The sequence below is a fragment of the Rickettsia endosymbiont of Halotydeus destructor genome (genome assembly GCF_049278075.1).
Classification (GTDB): Bacteria; Pseudomonadota; Alphaproteobacteria; order Rickettsiales; family Rickettsiaceae; genus Rickettsia.
The window spans coordinates 41,584-61,252 of sequence record NZ_JAPNPB010000005.1 but is presented as its reverse complement, the minus strand read 5'-3'; the positions used below and the strand labels follow the sequence as shown (position 1 = coordinate 61,252).

The window sequence follows — 19,669 nt, the reverse complement described above, 5'->3', positions numbered from 1 at the left end:
AGATTTCCGACAATTATTTTATATCAACTCACTTTATCAAGCATATCATGCTGATAAACTCCCCATAAATTAAGGAGAAAATGCCGATAAATTTTGTAACACCCCATTTTTCATCAGCTTTAGAAAATTTAAGTCTGAAATTTTAAATTTTTTACCTATATTAATCATTTCCCATAAGTTCTATTTCTGGATAATATTTTAAAAATTCCGTTGCTACTATATCCGCATCATTAAGTGGAATATTTGAGATATTATCATAAGGGCTTAAACTAATTTCATCTTTTAACTTTTCAGCTCTCGCTTTTAATACTTCTTTTACGTGTAGTTTATGTATATCACTCATTGCGGAATTTGCTTTAATATATACTTGACCAGGTAGTAAATTTGTAGCTTGAGTAATTTGGCTTGAAGATTCACCTCCAATAACTACCAGGCTATGTTTATTAGTTAGAGCTGCTCCTAAATACCCCTTAAATACACTTTTTTCTCCAAATACAAAATTGTTAAATATCGGCTCTATATTTTCTGATTTTACTCCCTCTAAAAAACTTTCACTGACTTTATCTAAAGAGCTATCTTTTTTATGTACCGAAAGCTCATTTCGAGTCTCAGGATCATATTTACCGGTTCTAGGACCATTAATTACTAAAAGTACCATATTTTGAGACTTAGCAATTTTCGCTAACTGCACTCCTAGGCTCTGTGCACCTAATGCTCTATACGGTTTTTTATTTTTGTACGCTCACTTTTAATTAAATAAAGCAATATTAATCAATTATTGAGAAATTAATTAATTGATTAAATACGAGGTATAAAGATACAAGATTTAACTTAAATAATTTGACAATTTTGTTTATTCATTTACTATCTGTAGTTAAAGTTTATAGATATTTACCTACTCTTTAAATAAATTTACCATAACATAATTAGAGATAAAAAATGACCGAAAAAGAAAACCAGAAGATTTCTAGCCTAGAAGAACAATCAGAGGAAGAATATAAAGCAGAAAGAAAGCGGATAAATGCCAAGGTTTGGAAAGATACCAAAGATATGCTTAAAATTATCCTTCCTGCGTTAGTTGTTGTTTATATTCTTATGCAAATATTAAATGGTTATTTAATTGAAAGGCATTCTAAAGCAAAAGCATTGGAAATACAGCAAATATCAGATGAGCTAGATGCAGAAGAAGCAGCCGCCGCACAACAGCAGCAGCAACAAAAATAAGTGTAATTATACTCAGCCCTCTACTTGAAAAATTAGCAACAACGCTTCTAGCTTTAAGCTTTCTATAGCCTTGTTGCTGAGATTGACTAAAACATGCTTTATATCATTTTAGTTCAAATTGGAAAGTGTTGTCGCATGACTTAGAAAAATTCGTCATTGCAAGAAGTATTGTTGCACGGCTTGAATTTTTAATGCCGTTCCTGCACAGGTGGAAGCTAGAAAAATGTATTTATCATTTTGCATTCATTTCAAGATATCTTGAAGTAAATACAATTTTAATAGATGTGTCAAAATTTGTTTAGCATAATAAAAAAGTTTACATTTTTTACCTAAAGCGGAAAATAACATAAAGGAGATATCTTGTTGTCTGGCTACCTGAATCGTTTTGGTGAGGCCTCTCCTTCAGGCTGCCGTGCTCCATAAATATAAACATATTTTTATACTAGATTGCCACCTATATAATTATTTTTGATCTAATTAAATCTCTCATATATTCAAAATATCTTAGGCTACAGCTAAATTCAGAAAGATTTAGACAAGATGAATTTAATGGTGAGCCTGTGCAGCGTACTAAAGTACGTGAGCACAGGCGAATCCAGAAAAATTCGTTTGTATCAAGCTTTCTGAATGACGCTGTACAAGCCGCTCGGTGTTTTCGTCATAACAAATTTATTAATTTTTGACACACAAACATGCCAATAGGTATAAATATTCATAAAACTTTAAACTTTTATTTCACATCATTCAAAATAATTATAAGGTTAAAAAATATTCCCTCTTGCAATTTATCGCTTTAAATTATAAATAGAAAATGTTATAAGGATTAATCTAATAAATTTGGATTAATTTTATGCAAGATATTAACTGCTGGGAAGAAAAATTTGAAATATGTGAATATGCTACAAAACTATTAGATAAGATTACTTCTTTAAACAAGTTAGTAAAGCAGCCGGTAGATATTCGTGAGATCAAAAAGGGTATTTATTACGCACGGAAATATCACGGGACACAAATGCGCCAATCAGGTGAGCCCTACTACTCTCATCCAATAGAAGTAGCTTATTTGTTAGCTGAGTATACGGCAACTAAAGTACCTGAGCTTTTTATTCCTAGTATGTTAAATGCGGCATTGTTACATGATACGGTCGAGGATACGCCGCTTACGGAAGAAGATGTCACAAAAATTTTCGATAAAGATACAGCAAGGCACGTAGAGGGCTTAACTCGTGTTAAACCCTCTGGGAAAATAAGTGCTGAAGAAAGTTTAATTTTATTGTTTAAGCAAAAAAGAAATGAAACAATACTTATAAAAATGTTTGATCGAATACATAATTTATATACTATCGGGGTAAAATCTCCTGAAAAAACCAAGAAAATTATAGAAGAAACCTTAAGAACATTTCTAGTTTTAGCAGTATATCTGAAGCTCACAACAATAGAACAGGAGTTTATTAGAATTAATAAATCTTTACTTCAAAAATATGCTCCAAAACCTCAACCTACCATCCCTTACGGGGATAATTCCCAACTTCTATCTCTAGTTTTTTGAAGTGATTCACTCCAAAGATGTAACCTATAGCAATAGGAAGCATTACAAATAACAATCCCCAATGATCATATAATTTTATTAAATAGATCATTCCAAAAGAGGTAATAGCGTAGGTTAGAGCACGAGCCGTAGCATACATAAACGTACTATAAGTAAATCGTTTAAAAATCGGCAAGTGTTTAAAGAATATAGCCATAGCCGGAGTAACGCCTGGTGCAAATATCACAAGGAAGGATTGAATAAAAAGTAAATTTAACGGAGTTTTTACCCAAGATACTAATAGATAAGGACACACTAAAACAAAGATGAGAAATATTGTTGATACTACTCTAAGAATTTTTATTGGATGTATTTTATAGCTTAAATAAACTATTACAAAAAACTTTGCTAACTCAATTAAAGATACGATAAAATTATGATTTATAACTTGCTCAGAATTGTAACCAAAAGAATTTTTTAAGATACTATTACAATGTACGTATACAAAATAAAAGCAGATAGGCCAAGCACAATTTAATAAAAATAAAGACAATGCTGTTTTTTTATTAACTTTTTCATTCCATACAGGATTATTTTCTAAAATTTTTGGATCTTTATCTGCATCAATCATAGCTTCTTGTAATCTACGCTTTGCATCAACAAATTCCGGTGTTTCTCTAAGACGGGTTCGAGCCGCAGACCCAACTAAAGCAACTGCCGCCCCGATGATAAAAATTATCCGCCAATTAATCCCTACGGAAAGCACTAAAGAAGCTATTCCTAAAGCAGCACTTGTACCGAAGGTACCAAATCCTGCTATTAAAGATACAACAGGGTATTGTATCGGAGGAGAAGTAATTTCAGTTAAGTAAAGCTCTGCCCCTACTCTTTCCCCCATAGATGCCATACCTTGTATAATACGACATATGGTAAATAAAACAGCAGCCGTCAGACCAAAATCGGCATAAGTTGGCAAAACAGACATCATAAGACAAGAAGTTGCCATTAAAAAAGTTGTTATAATAACAGTAGTTTTTCGGCCAATATTATCACCTATCCAGCCAAATGCTAGAGCACCGATCGGTCTAAAAATAAAAGTAGAGCAAAAAGAAAATGCCGTTAAAAGAGAAGTAGTATAAGGATCGCTATCGGGAAAAAATAATCCATTAAGCAATACTGCTAAATGAACATATAGCATTAAGTCAAAATACTCCAGAAAAGTACCGACTGATAACAACCCTAAAGCTTGTTTCTGCTCTTTGTTTAAGCTTCTTTGTTCTTTCTCGTAACCTAACATCTTCTTAACATTTTAATTTAAATTGCAAAGAAAATAAGCTTTTTCTATTATAAGTCAAGAAGAGTTTTTTATAAATGTAAATATTTTTTGAAGTTTTTAAGAAAATTGTTACTAGGTTCTGTGAACAAAATTTAAGTTATTTATATTTTAAGATATTTTTTAGCGAAAATTAATAAGATTTTTGTAGGAATAGTTATTCATATTTCAAAAAAATCTTATAATTTGCAGCAAAAAAGAACTAAAATAGATTAATTTAAATTTTGTTCACTGAACCTAAAGCACTTTAGATTGAAAAGTATTTATGTAAATGCCCAAAATTCAAATAACTTACTTATTCTCATTCAACGTTTGGAAAATTATTTGCGCCAGGGAGGCACTAATACCTTTTACTTTTGACAGCTCAGCAATACTAGCTTCACAGATGGCTTTGTAAGAACCAAAATAATGCAATAATGCTTTTTTACGGGTTTTTCCAATACCCTCTATTTGATCAAGGCTGGAAACTTTTATAGCTCTTGATCTACCGAGCCTATGGTTTTTTATAGCGAAATTATGTGCTTCGTCTCGCAAAATTTGTAAGTATTTCATAAGCGGCTGATTTTTATCTATGGTAAAAACTTTTCTACTAATCATATGAAATTGCTCAAGACCGGCATCTCGATCAGGGCCTTTTGACATACATACAAAAGGTATATTCATCCCTAATTTGTTCATTACTTCTTTCACGACGCTTAAATGCCCTTTACCGCCATCAATAATCATTAGGTTTGGGGTTTTATGCGGTTCTTGCTTTAATCTTGTAAGCCTTCTTGTTAACACCTGCCTTAACATTTCAAAATCGTCTCCCTTAGCATCACCTTTAGTGTCGTCTTTTTCAACAACTGAAACGTTAAAAATTCTATATTCTTTTTTATCAAAGCCTGATTTACCGGCCACAATCATTGCCCCAACCGCAAATTTACCCATAATATGACTATTATCATAAACCTCGATACGTTCAGGTGGTTCAGGTAAATCAAACAAGTCTTTAATTTCCGCCATCACTGTTTGGTTTTTAGCAAATCTTTTTAAATACTGATCTAAAGACAATGCTGCATTTGCTTCAGCGTTTTCTACTAATTTAGCTTTACCGCCGCTAACAGGCACGGTAATACCAAGCTTGGTTATATTATTAAATTTCTTTATGGCTTCTATGATATTTTCTTTATTACTTAGCGAGCAATTAACTATTATTTCAGGCGGAACTTGCTGTTTTTGATAAAATTGTGTTAGGAAATATTCTAAAACTTCTTCTTTATTGCTATTCTCCGTATGAATTGGAAAATAGGGAATATTACCGCATGCTTGACCGATGCGGTAAAGAAATACTTCCACACAATAATGACCGTTCTTCTCTAATATTACAATAACGTCGGCATCTTTAACAGCGTTAAATATACCAGCTTTCAGTTGTACATAGCTTAAAGCTTTAATACGGTCTCTAATTTCTGCTGCTTCTTCAAAGCGCATTTGCTGGCTTAATTCTTCCATTTTGCTAGCTAATTTTTCCTGAAGCTCTTTAGTTCGACCTTGTAGAAAATCTTTAACTTGAGTTACTAACTCATCATAATCTGCTTTATTAATCTTTCCAACGCAAGGAGCGTAACAACGTTTAATTTCATATTGTAAACAAGGACGTTTGCGAGTATTAAAATAATTATCGGTACAGGAACGTAACTTAAAAATTTTTTGTAATTCTTTTAGGGTAGTAGTTACATGCGAAGGAGAAGCGAAAGGACCAAAAAATTTACCATCCGTTAAATTTCTTCCTCTAAATTTAAGCAATTGAGGAAAATCATGATCTAATCGTAACTTAATAAACGGAAATGACTTATCGTCTTTTAGTAATATATTATATTTTGGTTGGAATTTTTTAATTAGTTGTGCTTCAAGAAGCAGAGCCTCTACTTCGGAATTTGTCACACTATATTCTAAAGAATGGGTAGCTGCTACCATCCGTAAAGTTTTAGTATCTAAATCAGATTTAATATAATTAGTAAGACGTTTTTTTAAATTTTTAGCTTTACCGACATAAATAATTTGTTTGTTAATATCAAACATGCGATAAACTCCTGCGTTTACAGGAGCATCATTAAGGTAGGATTTTATTAGCTCACTTCCTATAGTCATAATTATCTTGCTGCTTACTATGTTATTGCTGAGTAAATAAGTTAAAGCGTACTCTATGTCATTCCCGCAAAAGCGGGAATCCAGAAAAATTAAACTAAAGAGTAATGATAACTTACAATTATATAGAAAAGCCTTAGCTTGTAAGGCTTTTTAGCCTAGATTCCTGCTTCCGCAGGAATGACATAGTAGGTAGCTAAAATTTTATCTCTTTTTAAACATTTCTAACATTCTTTCGGTAACTATAAAACCGCCAAAAATATTTATAGATGCCAGGAAGGTTGCAAAATAGCCAAGCAAGCTAGAAAAGCTAAAAGCCGCACTACTTGCTGCCATCATTGAACTAATAACTATAATACCTGAAATAGCATTGGTAATTGACATTAAAGGAGTATGCAAGGCAGGCGTTACTTTCCACACTACATAATATCCTACAAAAGAAGCTAGCACAAAAATTGTTATGGCAAAAATTAATGGGTCGATGGCTCCGCTGCTTGCCTGCCAACTTCCTTCTACTACTAAATCTTTTAATTTATTTGATAAATCATTTGTTTTTTCGGCTAGCTCGGCAGCTTGTTTTGCCGCTATCGGTAATTGATGCATATTTTCACCTAAATTTAAATTCAATGTGAGCGAAATTTTTCATGTACTATTTTACCATCTTTAGTAATTAACATTTGCCTAACTAGTTCGTCATCGATGTTAAATTTACCATCCTGAAATGCGTAATTTAAAAAATTATATAAATTCTTGGAGTATAATTTAGAACTGTCGGTTGCAATTTTACCTGCTAAATTTGACCAGCCGATTATCGTAACACCATTTTTAGTAATAACCTGATCAACTTTTGAACCTTCAACATTCCCGCCGGTAGAAGTCGCAATATCAACAATTACTGAACCATATTTCATGGATTCAACCATTTCTTTTGTGACTAATATAGGCGCTTTTTTTCCTGGAATTTGAGCAGTGGTAATAACTATATCATAATTTTTAATTATCTTAGCTAAAAATTCTTCCTGCTTAACTTTATCGTCATTTGATACTTCAGAGGCATAACCTGATTTATCTTGCAAATCACCCTGCAGCTCCGGCGAAACAAATTTTGCTCCTAAACTTTCTACCTGCTCTTTTGTAGCAGTTCGAACATCGTAACCGGCAACGGCACTACCGAGTCTTTTCGCGGTAGCGATAGCCTGAAGTCCTGCAACACCGATGCCAAGAACAAGCGTTTTACATGGTGTGATCGTGCCGGCTGCCGTCATCATCATTGGGAACCCCCTATTAAAATGATAACTTGCCTCAATTACGGCTCTGTAGCCGGCTAAATTACTCTGAGAAGATAAAGCATCCATATTTTGAGCTTTAGTAATTCGTGGCACTAATTCCATAGCAATAGCGCTTAGATTTTTCTTGGCTAATCGCTCAATATACTCATGATTAAAATATGGCGATAATAATCCGATAATAATTGCACCAGCTTTAGCAAATATTAATTCACTATATTTATCGCTCAAAGGCGAAGGCTGCACTTTTAGTATAATGTCGGCATCTGAAATAATCTCAAGAGGAACAGCTGAAATTTTTGCTCCCTGATTCGTATAATCCTGATTTAAAAAGCCGGCAGGTAAGCCAATATCTTTTTCCACTATAACCGCAAAGCCTTTTTTAACTAAAAGCCCTGCTACTTCAGGGGTAATAGCGCAGCGCGCTTCATTTTCGGCTCTTTCCTTCAATGCTGCAATTTTCATAAAATATTTAAGTTTTAATTATGTAGCTAGGCAGTGTTAATAAACTTTTTTAATTGATAATTAAATAGATTTTTTAGCGAAAATTAATAAGATTTTTGCAGGAATAGTTATTCATATTTCAAAAAAATCTTATAATTTGCAGTAAAAAAGAATTCAATTATCTTTAAAATTAAGTTTGTTAACACTGCCTATAGTATGTATTGTAAAATAAAACACTCAAATATCAAAATGAAAAAACTATTTTTTTTAATTCTTCTTTGTTTCTTAGCCAATACCTCTATGGCAAGCCTGGCAAATCAAGAGGCTATTTCACAATTCAAAACATATTTACGTGAAATAACGTCAATAGCGGTAGATTTTACGCAAGAAGATTCACACAATAATAAAGTCGAAGGAAAATTATTAATAAACAAGCCTTATAAATTTCGTTGTAACTATTATCCACCTTTCCCTCTGGTTATTATCGGCAATAAAAACTATGTATCGATATATGATTATGATATGCAGCAAGTAAGCCGTATTAAAACAGCCGAAAATATATTTAATTTTTTACTGGAAGATAAAGAAAATTTTGACAAACATTTTGTTTTTGAATCAGCGATAGATCAGGGTAATATTTTTAAAATTACTATTTATCATAGTTTAACGGAGCGGCATAGCGAAATTACTTTTAACAAATCTACTAAACAAATTCAAATGATGAAAATATTTGAAGATGATAATATTATTACTATTACCTTTAATAAAGTCGTTAAAGTACAAAAATTTGATGATGATTTATTTAAGCTAAGAAGCCCTGACATATTTGGCCCGCCAGAACGACTAGACAAACCTTCGATAGAAAAAAAATATATTAACGTTGTTAGTTAGTACTTGTTTCTTTAAATCAAACAAGTTATGTTATTTATGCTAGCGGTGGGCATTGTTTTTATTCAGGTGGTCAGGTTCGAGAGAAAGCAGCCAAAGTAAAATTCGATGGGTCACTGCTAGTAATATCAATATCCCAAATTAAATTGTAGGAATGTCATTCCCACGTTAGCACTTCGTGCCTCCTCATAATGACGATTTTAGACATAAAAAATACTAAAGGAATACTAGATGGAAAAAATTTATTATATAATTTTTGCAATTATCTGTGGGCTAATATTAATTTTTAGTTCCTTATTTTCTGTAGATCAACGTCAATTAGCCGTAGTTTTTCAGTTCGGTGAAGCAATGAGAACTATAGAAAAACCGGGACTACATGTTAAGATTCCGTTTATTCAAAATGTAGAATTTTTTGATAAACGTATTTTGGACGTTGAAGTAGAAGCAAAAGAATTAACCGCTGCCGATGGGAAAAGAGTTATTGTTGATGCTTATGCGAAATTTCGTATTAATAATCCGGTAATGTTTTATAAAACAGTACATAACTATCAAGGCGTTAAAATACGGCTTACTAGAAATTTAGAGTCGTCAATGCGTAAAGTAATAGGTAAAGTATCGTTAAGTAACCTACTTACTACGGAACGTACTAACGTGATGTTTAATATTTTAAATCAGGTAAACGAAGAAGCAAGAAATTTCGGTATTGATGTAATAGATGTTAGAATTTTAAGAGCAGATTTACCGAAAGAAAATAGCGCCGCCATTTATCGCCGTATGCAGACAGCTAGAGAAAAAGAGGCTACGCAAATTAGAGCGGAAGGACAAGAAGAAGGCGTGCGTATTCGCTCAAAAGCTGATAAAGAAAGTAAAATATTACTTGCTACCGCTTATAGAGATTCACAGATTATTAAAGGTAAAGGGGATGAGGAAGCCGCAAAAATATATAATGCCGCTTATTCCATTGATTCAGAATTTTACAAATTTTATAAATCACTTATAGTATATAAAAATTCTTTAAAGAAAGAAGACACTGTATTTGTAGTTTCACCTGATGCGGAGCTATTGAAATATTTGAACTTATCGAAATAAATACTATGAGATGTTTTTTAAAAATTCGACAGCTTAAATATGTTATTTTCTTTATAAGTTTCATTTTAAACAATCAAATTTTAGCAGAGAAAAATTCTAACCCTGCAACATCTGGAGAAAGTGAATTTGCTGAAATAAATTCCGTACCATTAAAAATTAATGAATCGGCACGTTATAGCTTTGCCGATATAGTTGAGCCGCTAATACCGGCAGTTGTTAATATCTCAACTATTGAATATATAGATAAGAAATCTGAAAGTCTTGATAAAGAAAATTTACGTGATAAAAATCCGCTAGATTGGATTAATGGGTTTTTGGAGCGCTTAAATATTCCTCTTAATTTAGAAGAAATTGATTCTACTCCTAAATCTGTTCCTTTAGGCTCAGGTTTTATTATTGATCCTAGCGGCCTTATCGTAACTAATTATCATGTGATTACTAATGTAAATAAAATTACTGTTAAACTAGCCGATAATACTGAATTATCTGCTAAATTAATAGGTAGCGATACTAAAACCGATTTAGCGCTGTTAAAAGTAGAATTTCCTGACCCCTTACCTTTTGTTAAATTTGGAGATTCAAATAAAGCCAGAGTGGGTGATTGGATTCTTGCAATAGGTAATCCTTTCGGTAATTTAGGGGGCACCGTAACTACCGGGATTATATCGTCAAAGGGTCGAGATATTGATATAGATACCGACAATATAGTAGATAATTTTATTCAAACCGATGCAGCAATTAATAACGGTAATTCTGGCGGTCCGATGTTTAACCTTGAGCAAGAAGTAATAGGGGTGAATACTGCTATTTTTTCCCCGCTCGGTACTAATATCGGCATCGGCTTTGCTATCCCTTCCAACACGGCAAAACCTATTATAGAGCGATTAAAAAAAGACGGGAAAATCAATCGTGGGCGTCTTGGGGTAGTAATTCAAGATTTAACGGATGAAATAGCTGCAGGTCTTGAATTAACAGATACTAACGGCGTAATAGTCGCAAAAGTACAAGAAGATGGTCCAGGTGATAAAGCAGGGATAAAACCCGGGGACGTAATAATAGAATTCGCCGGTCAAGCGATTAAAAATACCAGGAAATTACGAGTAATAGTAGCTGAAACGCCAATTGATCAGGAAGTGAAAATTAAAGTAATACGTGGCGGTAAAATACTAGAGCTAACGGGTAAGGTTACCATTGATATTGAAGAAATTAAAAAAGAGAAAAAAGTAACAAATGATGAAAAAGCTATTGAAAAAGAAGTAGAAAATAACTCCTCTATTATCAGAAATAATGTCACTTTTAGTAATTTAACTGATAAGTTAAAGGAGAAATTTGCTATTCCTAAAGATAAATCAGGAGTTATTATTACTGATATTAATGAAGAACAACAAGAAATAGATTTAAAAGTCGGTGATTTAATATTATCTGTTAATCAGCAAAATATCATTGATATTAATGAATTAAAAAAATTATATGAAGATGCCAAAAATGCTAAAAAGTCAAGTATTTTACTTTTAGTTGAAAGGGCTAGTACTAGTATGTTTATACCTTTGTTAGTAAATTAATACGCTTGTCTTTCGAAAATTGTTCTTTCATTTTATCGGGGATTCACATGCTCACTTATTAAGTATAAGCTGCGCTTGCTCACCCCTCAAAATAAAATTCAATTCTCGAAATACTTCACGTATAATACCAAATTCTAAATTTGAAATTTAATGTTAATTAATTATGATAGCAATTTTAAGTTTTTATAGTTTTGTCAATATAGAAGAGCCGGAGTTTTTAATACCTAAACTTTTACTTATCGGTAAAAGAAAATATTTGAAAGGTACTATTCTTGTATCGCACGAAGGTTTTAACGGCTCAATTTCTGGCTTACATGAAAATGTTCAAATTATTCTTGAAGAAATTACAAAATTGACCAAAGCTAAAGATGTTAATATTAAAATAAATTATAGCGAAATTCATCCCTTCCAAAAGTTAAAAGTAAAGCTTAAGAAAGAAATTGTTGCTATGGCATCCGGTAATTTAAATATAGAAGAATTAAAAGGTGAATATATTGAGCCTGAAAATTGGGATGATTTTATTACCAAGGAAAATGTTATAGTAATTGATACACGCAATAGCTATGAAGTAGAAGTAGGCAGCTTTAAATCTGCTATTAACCCGCATACAGAAACATTTAAACAATTTCCTGTATGGGTAGAGCAAAATAAAGAGATTCTAGCCGGCAAAAAAATTGCTATGTACTGCACCGGTGGAATTAGATGCGAAAAATCCACTAGCTTACTAAAAAATTTAGGGTTCACTGAAGTATATCATTTAAAAGGCGGGATACTGCAATATTTAGAGGACACTCAGAATAAAAATAATTTATGGCAAGGAGAATGTTTTGTTTTCGATGATAGAAGAGCGGTAGCAAACGATCTTTCTCCTGCAGAAGGACATTGGTTAGAAAGAGAGGCGTTGCTGCGTGGATAAGTTAGGGGTATTCTATGTCATTCCCGCGAAAGCGGGAATCCAGACTTTATTTTGTCATGCTGAACTTGTTTCAGCATCTTTTATAGTAGATCCTGAAATAAATTCAGGATGACTATGTTTTTTCTGGATTCCCGCTTTCGCGGGAATGACATAGAAAATTTGAGCCATGCAACAGGACTACAAAGAGTATAATATGACAAAAACAAAGCAGGAAATTTATAATAACAGACCAACCTCTCCTCATTTAACGATATATAAACCGCAAATAAGCTCGAGTTTATCAATTATGCACCGCATGACAGGAATAGGTTTGTTTTTTGCCCTAGCAATATTGGTATGGTGGTTAATTCTTAGTACATTTGATAATAGTTATTTGCAGCTTGCCAATAGTAGTATTATCAGAATCTGTTTAATGTTAGTCAGTTTTGCCTGGTTCTATCATTTATGTAACGGTATTCGTCATTTATTTTGGGATAGCGGTTACGGCTTTTCCATAAAAGCAATTAATATTACCGGCTGGTGCGTAGTTATAGCTTCACTAGTAATGACAATATTGTTGTGGGTATAAAATGTCTAATGATTTAAAAACAGATATTGCCAAAGCTAAAGGGCTAGGCTCTGCAAAAACCGGTTCACATCATTGGTTAATGCAGAGAATTACCGGTATGATATTAGCCTTATGCTCTTTGTGGTTGATGTATTTTATATTAATCAATAAAAATAACGATTTAAACATTATTATTGAAGAACTAAAAAAATCTTTTAATGTGACTCCCTTATTGATTATAGTAATTGCATCTTTCTATCATGCGATGCTAGGCATGCGGGTAGTTATTGAAGATTATATAAACTGCATTAAATTGCGTATTAGCTTAATCGTATTGTTACAACTATTTAGCATTTTAACAATTGTAGCTTTCATTGTTGCATTATTTTACAAAAATAGTTAATAAATATAAGATATTTAATGCCATTCCCGCGCAGGCGGGAATCCAGACTTTTCTTTGTCCTACCTGAACAAGTTTGGTTACATCTATTGAAAAATATTCTAAAATAAAGTTCAGGATGACTTAAAAGTATTTTTCTGGATTCCCGCTTTTGCGGGGATGACATAGAATAAGACAAATATATCAATTCTTAAAAAATTAACTTAATGACAAAATCGTATAATATAACTCATCATAAATTCGACGTAGTAGTAGTCGGGGCTGGCGGAGCAGGTCTTAGAGCGGCGTTCGGCATGGCAAAGGAAGGCTTAAACACCGCTTGCGTTACTAAAGTATTCCCGACTCGTAGCCATACAGTAGCAGCGCAAGGCGGGATTAGTGCTGCCCTTGGCAATATGGGAGAGGATGATTGGCGTTGGCATATGTATGATACAATTAAAGGCTCTGATTGGTTGGGTGATCAGGATGCTATTGAATATATGTGCAAAAATGCTGCCGATGCGATTTTAGAGTTAGAACATTATGGAGTACCGTTTTCAAGAACTGGTGAAGGTAAAATTTATCAGCGTCCTTTCGGCGGCATGACCACGGAATATGGCAAAGGTAAGGCAGCACAAAGAACTTGCGCAGCAGCGGATCGCACGGGTCATGCCATACTTCATACTTTATATCAGCAATCTCTAAAACATAAAGTACAATTTTTTGTTGAGTATTTTGCTATTGATTTGCTAATGGAAAATGGCGAATGCAAGGGATTAGTTGCCTGGAATCTTGATGATGGCAGTTTACACTGTTTCCATGCTCATACCGTAGTATTAGCTACCGGCGGGTATGGGCGCGCTTATTTTTCAGCAACCTCTGCTCATACCTGCACCGGTGATGGCGGCGGTATGGCAATCAGAAGTGGCCTGCCGTTGCAGGATATGGAATTTGTACAGTTCCATCCGACAGGTATTTATTCGGCCGGTTGTTTAATTACTGAAGGTGCCAGAGGCGAAGGCGGATATTTAGTAAACGCTAACGGCGAAAGATTTATGGAACGATACGCACCATCCGCAAAAGACCTTGCTTCAAGAGATGTAGTATCAAGAGCGATGACGATAGAGATTCGGGAAGGGCGAGGAGTCGGCGAACATAAAGATCATGTATTTTTACATTTAAATCATTTATCTCCTGAAATTTTACATAGTCGTCTTCCTGGTATTTCAGAAACTGCTAAAATTTTTGCCGGCGTCGATGTAAATCGTGATCCGATTCCAGTCTTACCGACAGTGCATTATAATATGGGCGGTATACCGACTAACTATCACGGTCAAGTAATAATTAAGGACGGCGAAAACCATAATAAAATTGTTAACGGACTTATGGCTATCGGCGAAGCAGCTTGCGTATCGGTACATGGTGCAAACCGCTTGGGGTCAAATTCTTTACTTGACTTGGTAGTATTTGGAAGAGCCGCCGCTTTAAAGGCAGCGGAGCTTATCAAGCCAGCTGCTTCTCATAAACCGCTTGCAGATGAAATATTAGACAAAATAATAAGCAGATTTGATAAAATTCGGCATAGTGAAGGTCCTATCCCCGTTGCTGACTTAAGGCTTAAAATGCAAAGGGCCATGCAAAGCCACGCATCGGTATTCAGAACTCAGGAGGTCCTGGATGAAGGAGTGCAGCTAATTGATCAGACAAAAGCACAATATACAGATATTACAGTTAGTGATAAATCCCTGATTTGGAATAGTGATCTAGTCGAGGCTCTTGAACTAGACAATTTACTTGATCAGGCAGCAGTTACTGTACACTCCGCTGCCAATAGAAAAGAAAGCCGCGGCGCACATGCAAGAGAGGATTACCCTGATCGTAATGACGTAGAGTGGATGAAACATACGCTGGCGTGGATTGACGAATCAGGCAAAATAACTCTTGACTATAAGCCGGTAACCCTTACTACTTTAACAGATGAAGTAAAGGCAGTACCCCCAGCAAAAAGAGTTTATTAACACGTTAGAAAGGTTTTGTTAGGTAGAATGATTTTATTCCATCATTGCGATCGACCAGCGGGAGCACAGCCTTACCCCATCATTGCGAGGAGATGCGTAGCACCGACAATCTACAATACTCATCTGTCATTGCGAGCGAAGCGAAGCAATCCAACTAATTCCATAAGATTGCCGCGCTCCTTTTAGTCGCTCGCAATGACGCTTGGAGTATCCACGCAGCAATGCCTTTCTTCAATGAGAATTCTGAAATACAAACTCTAGCCAATCAAAAAATAATTAATTCTAAATTTTTCTAATGTTAGCGTAACAACGTGCTTAACAAATTCTTTAAGTAATTTCTCATCCGTTACCGGTTTTGCATTTTCATCGTTAGCCGTTAATTCTTTAGAGATAAATCTTTTCAGGATTGCTTGCTCAATATCCGCAATAGTATTAGTACCGTCTAGCAACTCTAAAATATATTTTTCTTGTATCTGTAAACCAATCATATCGTTAAGTCGATTTGTCACGCTTATGAGTTTATTCGCTGAATTAATATGTGCATATTTTACCTGATATCTTAGAAATTCGCTAACTTTCGGTTTTGCGGCAATATTTGCTATAGCATTTGGCTTTTCAGCATATATTTTTATGAAACCTTGAAATATAAATTTAACAAAATTTGCTTCTAATGCTGTTAAAAAATCCTGTAATTGGAATTTTCCAAGCTTTTTAAATGCTGCTTTAGCAACTTCCTCTAAACTTATTGGATTTGCGATATTTTCACTATATACGTATAAAATAGCTTTCATAACTGGAGAAGTAGTAGAAATAAAAGGTTCCCGTGAATTTTCGTAATAGAAGCCAATATTTTCTTGTTCATTAGTTAGATCAATATCTTGTTGATTAGTCACCGGTCTAATATTAAAAGTGGTATAGAAATTTTTTAACTTATTAAATTCAATATTTCTATTTATAGGAACGTTATTATGACATAGCAAAGTAGAGCGGAATTTACGATTAGTGATAAAGTCCATATACTGTTCGGTGCGGACGATATCATTAACACCTTGTAATTTTTCCGCGGCTTTAGGCGGTAAATTACCGATAAACATTGAAGCAGGAGAAGTATCCCCAAGATAAGCAAGCTTATGTTTTTGTGCTTTTTCTATAAATTGATAAAAATAAAACCCGGTATTTTCTTCGCCTAAATATTCATGTAAAAGATATGAATCATCATATAAAGCTAAAATTTTTGCTTCGTCCTGTAAAAATTTAGCATAGGAAGAAGAGGAGCTACCTAATGACTCGTTAATAAAGCTTAATAGTAATTTTGCTTGTTGTAACTTATCATTATTATTCTGGAAAATTTCCGAGTGGAACATCATCATTTCCCTAATAGTTTTTTGCATATTCCAGCCGGGTAGAGTATTGTAACTAACAAATGCAATGCCATTTGGATTTAATAATTTGTTAGTAACCTCAAGGATTTTTTCTTTTACCTCGTCTGGTACCCAAGAAAATACGCCGTGACAAATTATATAGTCAAATTTACCGTAAGACTCATCTAAATCCATTATAGATAAATGTTTTAAATCTACATTTTTAAGTTTTAAATTCTCAATTACTTTAATACCTTGCTCTATCTGTTTTTTTGATAAGTCAATCCCAAGTGAATAAGAATTAGGGTACATTTCAGCAAAATTAAACATATTGCTACCAACACCGCAACCCATTTCCAATATTCTCGCTTTTTCTACCTTTGGTGGATTTAATCCGAACAACAATCCGATAGTTCTTAAATGGTTAGGTGTAGTATAACCAAAAGAAAACGGTGAATATGGAACTTCGTCATAAGATATTTTATTATTCTGTGCAGTCATGGTTTTTCCTAAATAAAAAGATGATTTTAAAAATTTTAGTAGAATTAAGCAAGAAATATATACAGTTTAAGGTAATATCACTGCGAGCGACTAAAAAGAGCGTGGCAATCTAAAAAACTACAACTTCGTCATTGCGAGCGGAGCGAAGTAATCTAATCATAAGATTGCCGCATCATTGCTATCGCAACTTCTCACAATGACGGTGTTTTTGCAACGCTTTGGCTCCACGCAACCCTATCTCCGCGCAATGACGTAAAACAACCTTACTTTACTTTTTTGAAGTAAGGTTAAGGAATTCATGGCGATATTTCTGTTGCTCGGCAAATATCCCTGTATAATGCATTGTGTTCATAATGCTATTATCTTGCATTACTCCTCGCATTGACATACAGCTATGTAAGGCCGAAATCTTAACTGCAACACCGAGTGGTTTTAAATTATCTTGCACGCTTTCAGCAATTTGTACTGTCATTTTTTCTTGAATTTGTAGCCTTCTAGCAAAAATATTTACTATTCGTGCTAACTTACTTATGCCGACAATACAATTATCAGGAATATAAGCTATATGTACCATACCGTTAAAAGGTAACATATGATGTTCACAAAAAGAGGTAAATTTTATGCCTTCTAATGAGATAAAATCCTGAAAATTACAAGTATCGTAAAATTTGGTATTTAATATTTTAGCTATATCTTTTTCATAACCGGAAAATATCTCCTTGTAGCTATTAATTACTCTGCTTGGTGTTTTAAGTAACCCTTCTCTGTTTGGATCTTCACCAATAAATTTTAATAATGTTCTTACTGCTTCTTGCGCTTCTTCTTCGGACGGCTTTTCAAATGTCATAATTCTATTTATTTCTAAAAAAGATAGTTTTACCACAAATATAAACAAACATCAAGCCGCCTACTATGGCAATAAGCCCACCGCCTCCCATCATTCCCATTAATAGCTTGACGGATAAAGCCATTTCCATATTTAGGTCTTTGCGAAGAACTCCGTAACCGCCGGCGAGTGCCAGACCTGTAATATGTAAAATTTGTCCAAATGTTAGGAGGTAGATTGCAAATGTCATCCCGTGGCTTGCCCACGGGATCCAGCCTTGCTTTGTTTTTTCCTGGATTCCTGCGATCAACGGAATGACATATTGTACATTATGACATACCCCAATACTCAAATAACAATATCCCATACAAGCTATGCTTATCCCAACGATTGAACCATGATAGTGCGCGGGGATCACCACGTTTATACCGGAGATATTTATGGCAATTAACCCCCCAAACAAAAATAAAGTAGCGGAGCAAAGTAGAGTTGTTTTTGCGATAGTGCTATCACTCCTGTCTTCTGTGTCATTCCCGGTTTCTATGTCATTCCCGCGTAGGCGGGAATCCAGAAAAAACAATTCTAAAACCATCCCTACTAAACAGCCAACAGGAGCAATTCCCCCAAAATACTTCATATGACTCGTATAATATTCCTTAAACTCACCGTCGATAATGTCGTAAAAAAAATGTCCGGCGACAATAAGCACGCTAAAAATAAAATTTAAACAAAGTAAGAAAAAATAGAATTTTTGGAATTTTAATTCATGACCCACTAATTTTTGCAGCAAACTAACCCAAATAAATATTGCTATTTGCGTATATATAAATTGTAGTAAATGCCCACCACTCCAAAAAAGCAGTTCATAATAAAATTCTATTTCAATTGGAATGACCTCGATAACATTTTGTAATTGGAAGTAAGAGCAGGTAAAGCATAGCCAAGTTAAAATAAATATTATTGCCGTGGATAAAACGGTAAAGCGCATTAAATTCGTCCAATTTTTCCAATCAAAAAGATATAAGATGTTTAGAGCAAATAATAATGTTGCAACGCCGAATAAAGCGAGTCCTAAAACAAATATAATATTCTCTAGCATCGGGACATAATTATTCATTACCGGATTTTGTCCGGCTATCGGAGAAATAGCTATAAGCATGGTGCCTAAGAAAGCAAGTTTGGGGTGGATGTTTAGGGATAGTACAGCAACGTCATTCTCGCAAAAGCGGGAATCTAGTCTAACGTCATGCTGAACTTGTTTCAGCATCTCATTAATAGATCCTGAAATAAATTCAGGATGACTTTTTGCTAGTTTCCTGGATTCCCGCTTTTGCGGGAATGACATACTATAACTCCAAATACTTGCCGTGATAGATAATAGCCAAACTAATACCGATAAATTAACATGGATAATTAAGGCAGATTTAAAAATTTCAGGATTTGGAAAGAAGCAAGATAGCTGAGGGGTGCGAAGAATTACTAAAATCACCGAGTATAAACCGGCAAGCCCTAAAGATATTATGCCAAGTTTAAGCCAGTCACGAGTTAATTTATTATTTTGTAACTCCTCAATGATGTTTTTAGAAATCATAAAATAACAAATGATAAACAGGAATAGAGGAAAGAAAGAGGAAAAA

General features: G+C 34.0%; 17 protein-coding genes and 1 other RNA gene. 10 read left to right on the top strand and 8 right to left on the bottom strand.

Going from position 1 to position 19,669, the window contains the following annotated elements:
• Positions 1–160: 160 nt before the first annotated feature.
• The gene (locus OTR29_RS05415) at positions 161–691 is read right to left on the bottom strand and encodes a hypothetical protein (protein WP_422229783.1); all 531 of its coding nucleotides are present in this window, start codon (positions 689–691) and stop codon (positions 161–163) included.
• A 248-nt stretch (positions 692–939) separates the two neighbouring features.
• On the opposite strand from OTR29_RS05415, the gene OTR29_RS05410 reads away from it, so the two are divergent.
• Entirely contained in the window at positions 940–1,224 is a 285-nt protein-coding gene (locus OTR29_RS05410; RefSeq protein WP_422229781.1) for a hypothetical protein, read from the top strand.
• Between the two features lie 850 nt (positions 1,225–2,074).
• Positions 2,075–2,773 carry an HD domain-containing protein gene (locus OTR29_RS05405; protein WP_422229779.1) on the top strand — a complete coding sequence of 233 codons (699 nt, stop codon included), beginning with the start codon at positions 2,075–2,077 and terminating at the stop codon, positions 2,771–2,773.
• On the opposite strand, the gene OTR29_RS05400 is transcribed toward OTR29_RS05405, so the two are convergent.
• The 4 genes from OTR29_RS05400 to OTR29_RS05385 all read right to left on the bottom strand — a co-directional run bounded on the left by OTR29_RS05400 (position 2,724) and on the right by OTR29_RS05385 (position 7,966).
• Positions 2,724–4,049, bottom strand: a complete 1,326-nt coding sequence (locus OTR29_RS05400; RefSeq protein WP_422229777.1) for an MFS transporter — start codon at positions 4,047–4,049, stop codon at positions 2,724–2,726. The two genes, OTR29_RS05405 and OTR29_RS05400, sit on opposite strands and share 50 nt — an antisense overlap.
• Before the next feature lie 327 nt (positions 4,050–4,376).
• A complete protein-coding gene (uvrC, locus tag OTR29_RS05395; RefSeq protein ID WP_422229775.1) occupies positions 4,377–6,218 on the bottom strand; it encodes an excinuclease ABC subunit UvrC in 1,842 nt (613 codons plus the stop codon).
• Between the two features lie 201 nt (positions 6,219–6,419).
• On the bottom strand, positions 6,420–6,818 hold the full coding sequence (locus OTR29_RS05390) for an NAD(P) transhydrogenase subunit alpha part 2 (RefSeq protein WP_422229773.1): 399 nt from the start codon (positions 6,816–6,818) through the stop codon (positions 6,420–6,422).
• Between the two features lie 20 nt (positions 6,819–6,838).
• The gene (locus OTR29_RS05385) at positions 6,839–7,966 is read right to left on the bottom strand and encodes a Re/Si-specific NAD(P)(+) transhydrogenase subunit alpha (protein WP_422229772.1); all 1,128 of its coding nucleotides are present in this window, start codon (positions 7,964–7,966) and stop codon (positions 6,839–6,841) included.
• A gap of 228 nt (positions 7,967–8,194) precedes the next feature.
• On the opposite strand from OTR29_RS05385, the gene OTR29_RS05380 reads away from it, so the two are divergent.
• The 8 genes from OTR29_RS05380 to sdhA all read left to right on the top strand — a co-directional run bounded on the left by OTR29_RS05380 (position 8,195) and on the right by sdhA (position 15,344).
• Entirely contained in the window at positions 8,195–8,836 is a 642-nt protein-coding gene (locus OTR29_RS05380) for an outer-membrane lipoprotein carrier protein LolA (protein WP_422229770.1), read from the top strand.
• 34 nt (positions 8,837–8,870) lie between these two features.
• An RNA gene (ffs, locus tag OTR29_RS05375) (signal recognition particle sRNA small type) lies at positions 8,871–8,964 on the top strand.
• Positions 8,965–9,064: 100 nt separating this feature from the next.
• Complete coding sequence (hflC, locus tag OTR29_RS05370; RefSeq protein WP_422229768.1) at positions 9,065–9,922, top strand: protease modulator HflC; 858 nt, start codon at positions 9,065–9,067, stop codon at positions 9,920–9,922.
• 5 nt (positions 9,923–9,927) lie between these two features.
• Entirely contained in the window at positions 9,928–11,484 is a 1,557-nt protein-coding gene (locus OTR29_RS05365) for a Do family serine endopeptidase (protein WP_422229766.1), read from the top strand.
• 163 nt (positions 11,485–11,647) lie between these two features.
• Positions 11,648–12,400 (top strand): oxygen-dependent tRNA uridine(34) hydroxylase TrhO, encoded by a 753-nt coding sequence (gene trhO, locus OTR29_RS05360; RefSeq protein ID WP_422229764.1) that lies wholly within the window; start codon positions 11,648–11,650, stop codon positions 12,398–12,400.
• Positions 12,401–12,593: 193 nt separating this feature from the next.
• Positions 12,594–12,968 carry a succinate dehydrogenase, cytochrome b556 subunit gene (gene sdhC / locus OTR29_RS05355; RefSeq protein WP_422229762.1) on the top strand — a complete coding sequence of 125 codons (375 nt, stop codon included), beginning with the start codon at positions 12,594–12,596 and terminating at the stop codon, positions 12,966–12,968.
• 1 nt (position 12,969) lies between these two features.
• The gene (gene sdhD, locus OTR29_RS05350) at positions 12,970–13,350 is read left to right on the top strand and encodes a succinate dehydrogenase, hydrophobic membrane anchor protein (RefSeq protein WP_422229760.1); all 381 of its coding nucleotides are present in this window, start codon (positions 12,970–12,972) and stop codon (positions 13,348–13,350) included.
• A 203-nt stretch (positions 13,351–13,553) separates the two neighbouring features.
• Positions 13,554–15,344, top strand: coding sequence for a succinate dehydrogenase flavoprotein subunit (sdhA, locus tag OTR29_RS05345; RefSeq protein WP_422229758.1), 1,791 nt, complete (start codon positions 13,554–13,556; stop codon positions 15,342–15,344).
• Positions 15,345–15,601: 257 nt separating this feature from the next.
• Here sdhA and OTR29_RS05340 read toward each other — a convergent pair whose 3' ends face one another.
• The 3 genes from OTR29_RS05340 to OTR29_RS05330 all read right to left on the bottom strand — a co-directional run bounded on the left by OTR29_RS05340 (position 15,602) and on the right by OTR29_RS05330 (position 19,623).
• Positions 15,602–17,206: a class I SAM-dependent methyltransferase gene (locus OTR29_RS05340; RefSeq protein ID WP_422229756.1), complete on the bottom strand. Its 1,605-nt coding sequence runs from the start codon at positions 17,204–17,206 to the stop codon at positions 15,602–15,604.
• 268 nt (positions 17,207–17,474) lie between these two features.
• On the bottom strand, positions 17,475–18,053 hold the full coding sequence (gene folE / locus OTR29_RS05335) for a GTP cyclohydrolase I FolE (RefSeq protein ID WP_422229754.1): 579 nt from the start codon (positions 18,051–18,053) through the stop codon (positions 17,475–17,477).
• 4 nt (positions 18,054–18,057) lie between these two features.
• Positions 18,058–19,623 (bottom strand): hypothetical protein, encoded by a 1,566-nt coding sequence (locus tag OTR29_RS05330; protein WP_422229752.1) that lies wholly within the window; start codon positions 19,621–19,623, stop codon positions 18,058–18,060.
• Positions 19,624–19,669: the final 46 nt, after the last annotated feature.

Excerpts from the sequence above, each read along its gene's own strand:
- folE (WP_422229754.1), bottom strand. The coding sequence starts at position 18,053 with ATGACATTTGAAAAGCCGTCCGAAGAAGAAGCGCAAGAAGCAGTAAGA.
- OTR29_RS05380 (WP_422229770.1), top strand. The coding sequence starts at position 8,195 with ATGAAAAAACTATTTTTTTTAATTCTTCTTTGTTTCTTAGCCAATACC.
- hflC (WP_422229768.1), top strand. The coding sequence starts at position 9,065 with ATGGAAAAAATTTATTATATAATTTTTGCAATTATCTGTGGGCTAATA.
- sdhC (WP_422229762.1), top strand. The coding sequence starts at position 12,594 with ATGACAAAAACAAAGCAGGAAATTTATAATAACAGACCAACCTCTCCT.
- sdhD (WP_422229760.1), top strand. The coding sequence starts at position 12,970 with ATGTCTAATGATTTAAAAACAGATATTGCCAAAGCTAAAGGGCTAGGC.
- OTR29_RS05330 (WP_422229752.1), bottom strand. The coding sequence starts at position 19,623 with ATGATTTCTAAAAACATCATTGAGGAGTTACAAAATAATAAATTAACT.
- OTR29_RS05390 (WP_422229773.1), bottom strand. The coding sequence starts at position 6,818 with ATGCATCAATTACCGATAGCGGCAAAACAAGCTGCCGAGCTAGCCGAA.
- uvrC (WP_422229775.1), bottom strand. The coding sequence starts at position 6,218 with ATGACTATAGGAAGTGAGCTAATAAAATCCTACCTTAATGATGCTCCT.
- OTR29_RS05365 (WP_422229766.1), top strand. The coding sequence starts at position 9,928 with ATGAGATGTTTTTTAAAAATTCGACAGCTTAAATATGTTATTTTCTTT.
- OTR29_RS05405 (WP_422229779.1), top strand. The coding sequence starts at position 2,075 with ATGCAAGATATTAACTGCTGGGAAGAAAAATTTGAAATATGTGAATAT.
- OTR29_RS05340 (WP_422229756.1), bottom strand. The coding sequence starts at position 17,206 with ATGACTGCACAGAATAATAAAATATCTTATGACGAAGTTCCATATTCA.
- OTR29_RS05410 (WP_422229781.1), top strand. The coding sequence starts at position 940 with ATGACCGAAAAAGAAAACCAGAAGATTTCTAGCCTAGAAGAACAATCA.
- OTR29_RS05385 (WP_422229772.1), bottom strand. The coding sequence starts at position 7,966 with ATGAAAATTGCAGCATTGAAGGAAAGAGCCGAAAATGAAGCGCGCTGC.
- OTR29_RS05400 (WP_422229777.1), bottom strand. The coding sequence starts at position 4,049 with ATGTTAGGTTACGAGAAAGAACAAAGAAGCTTAAACAAAGAGCAGAAA.
- trhO (WP_422229764.1), top strand. The coding sequence starts at position 11,648 with ATGATAGCAATTTTAAGTTTTTATAGTTTTGTCAATATAGAAGAGCCG.
- sdhA (WP_422229758.1), top strand. The coding sequence starts at position 13,554 with ATGACAAAATCGTATAATATAACTCATCATAAATTCGACGTAGTAGTA.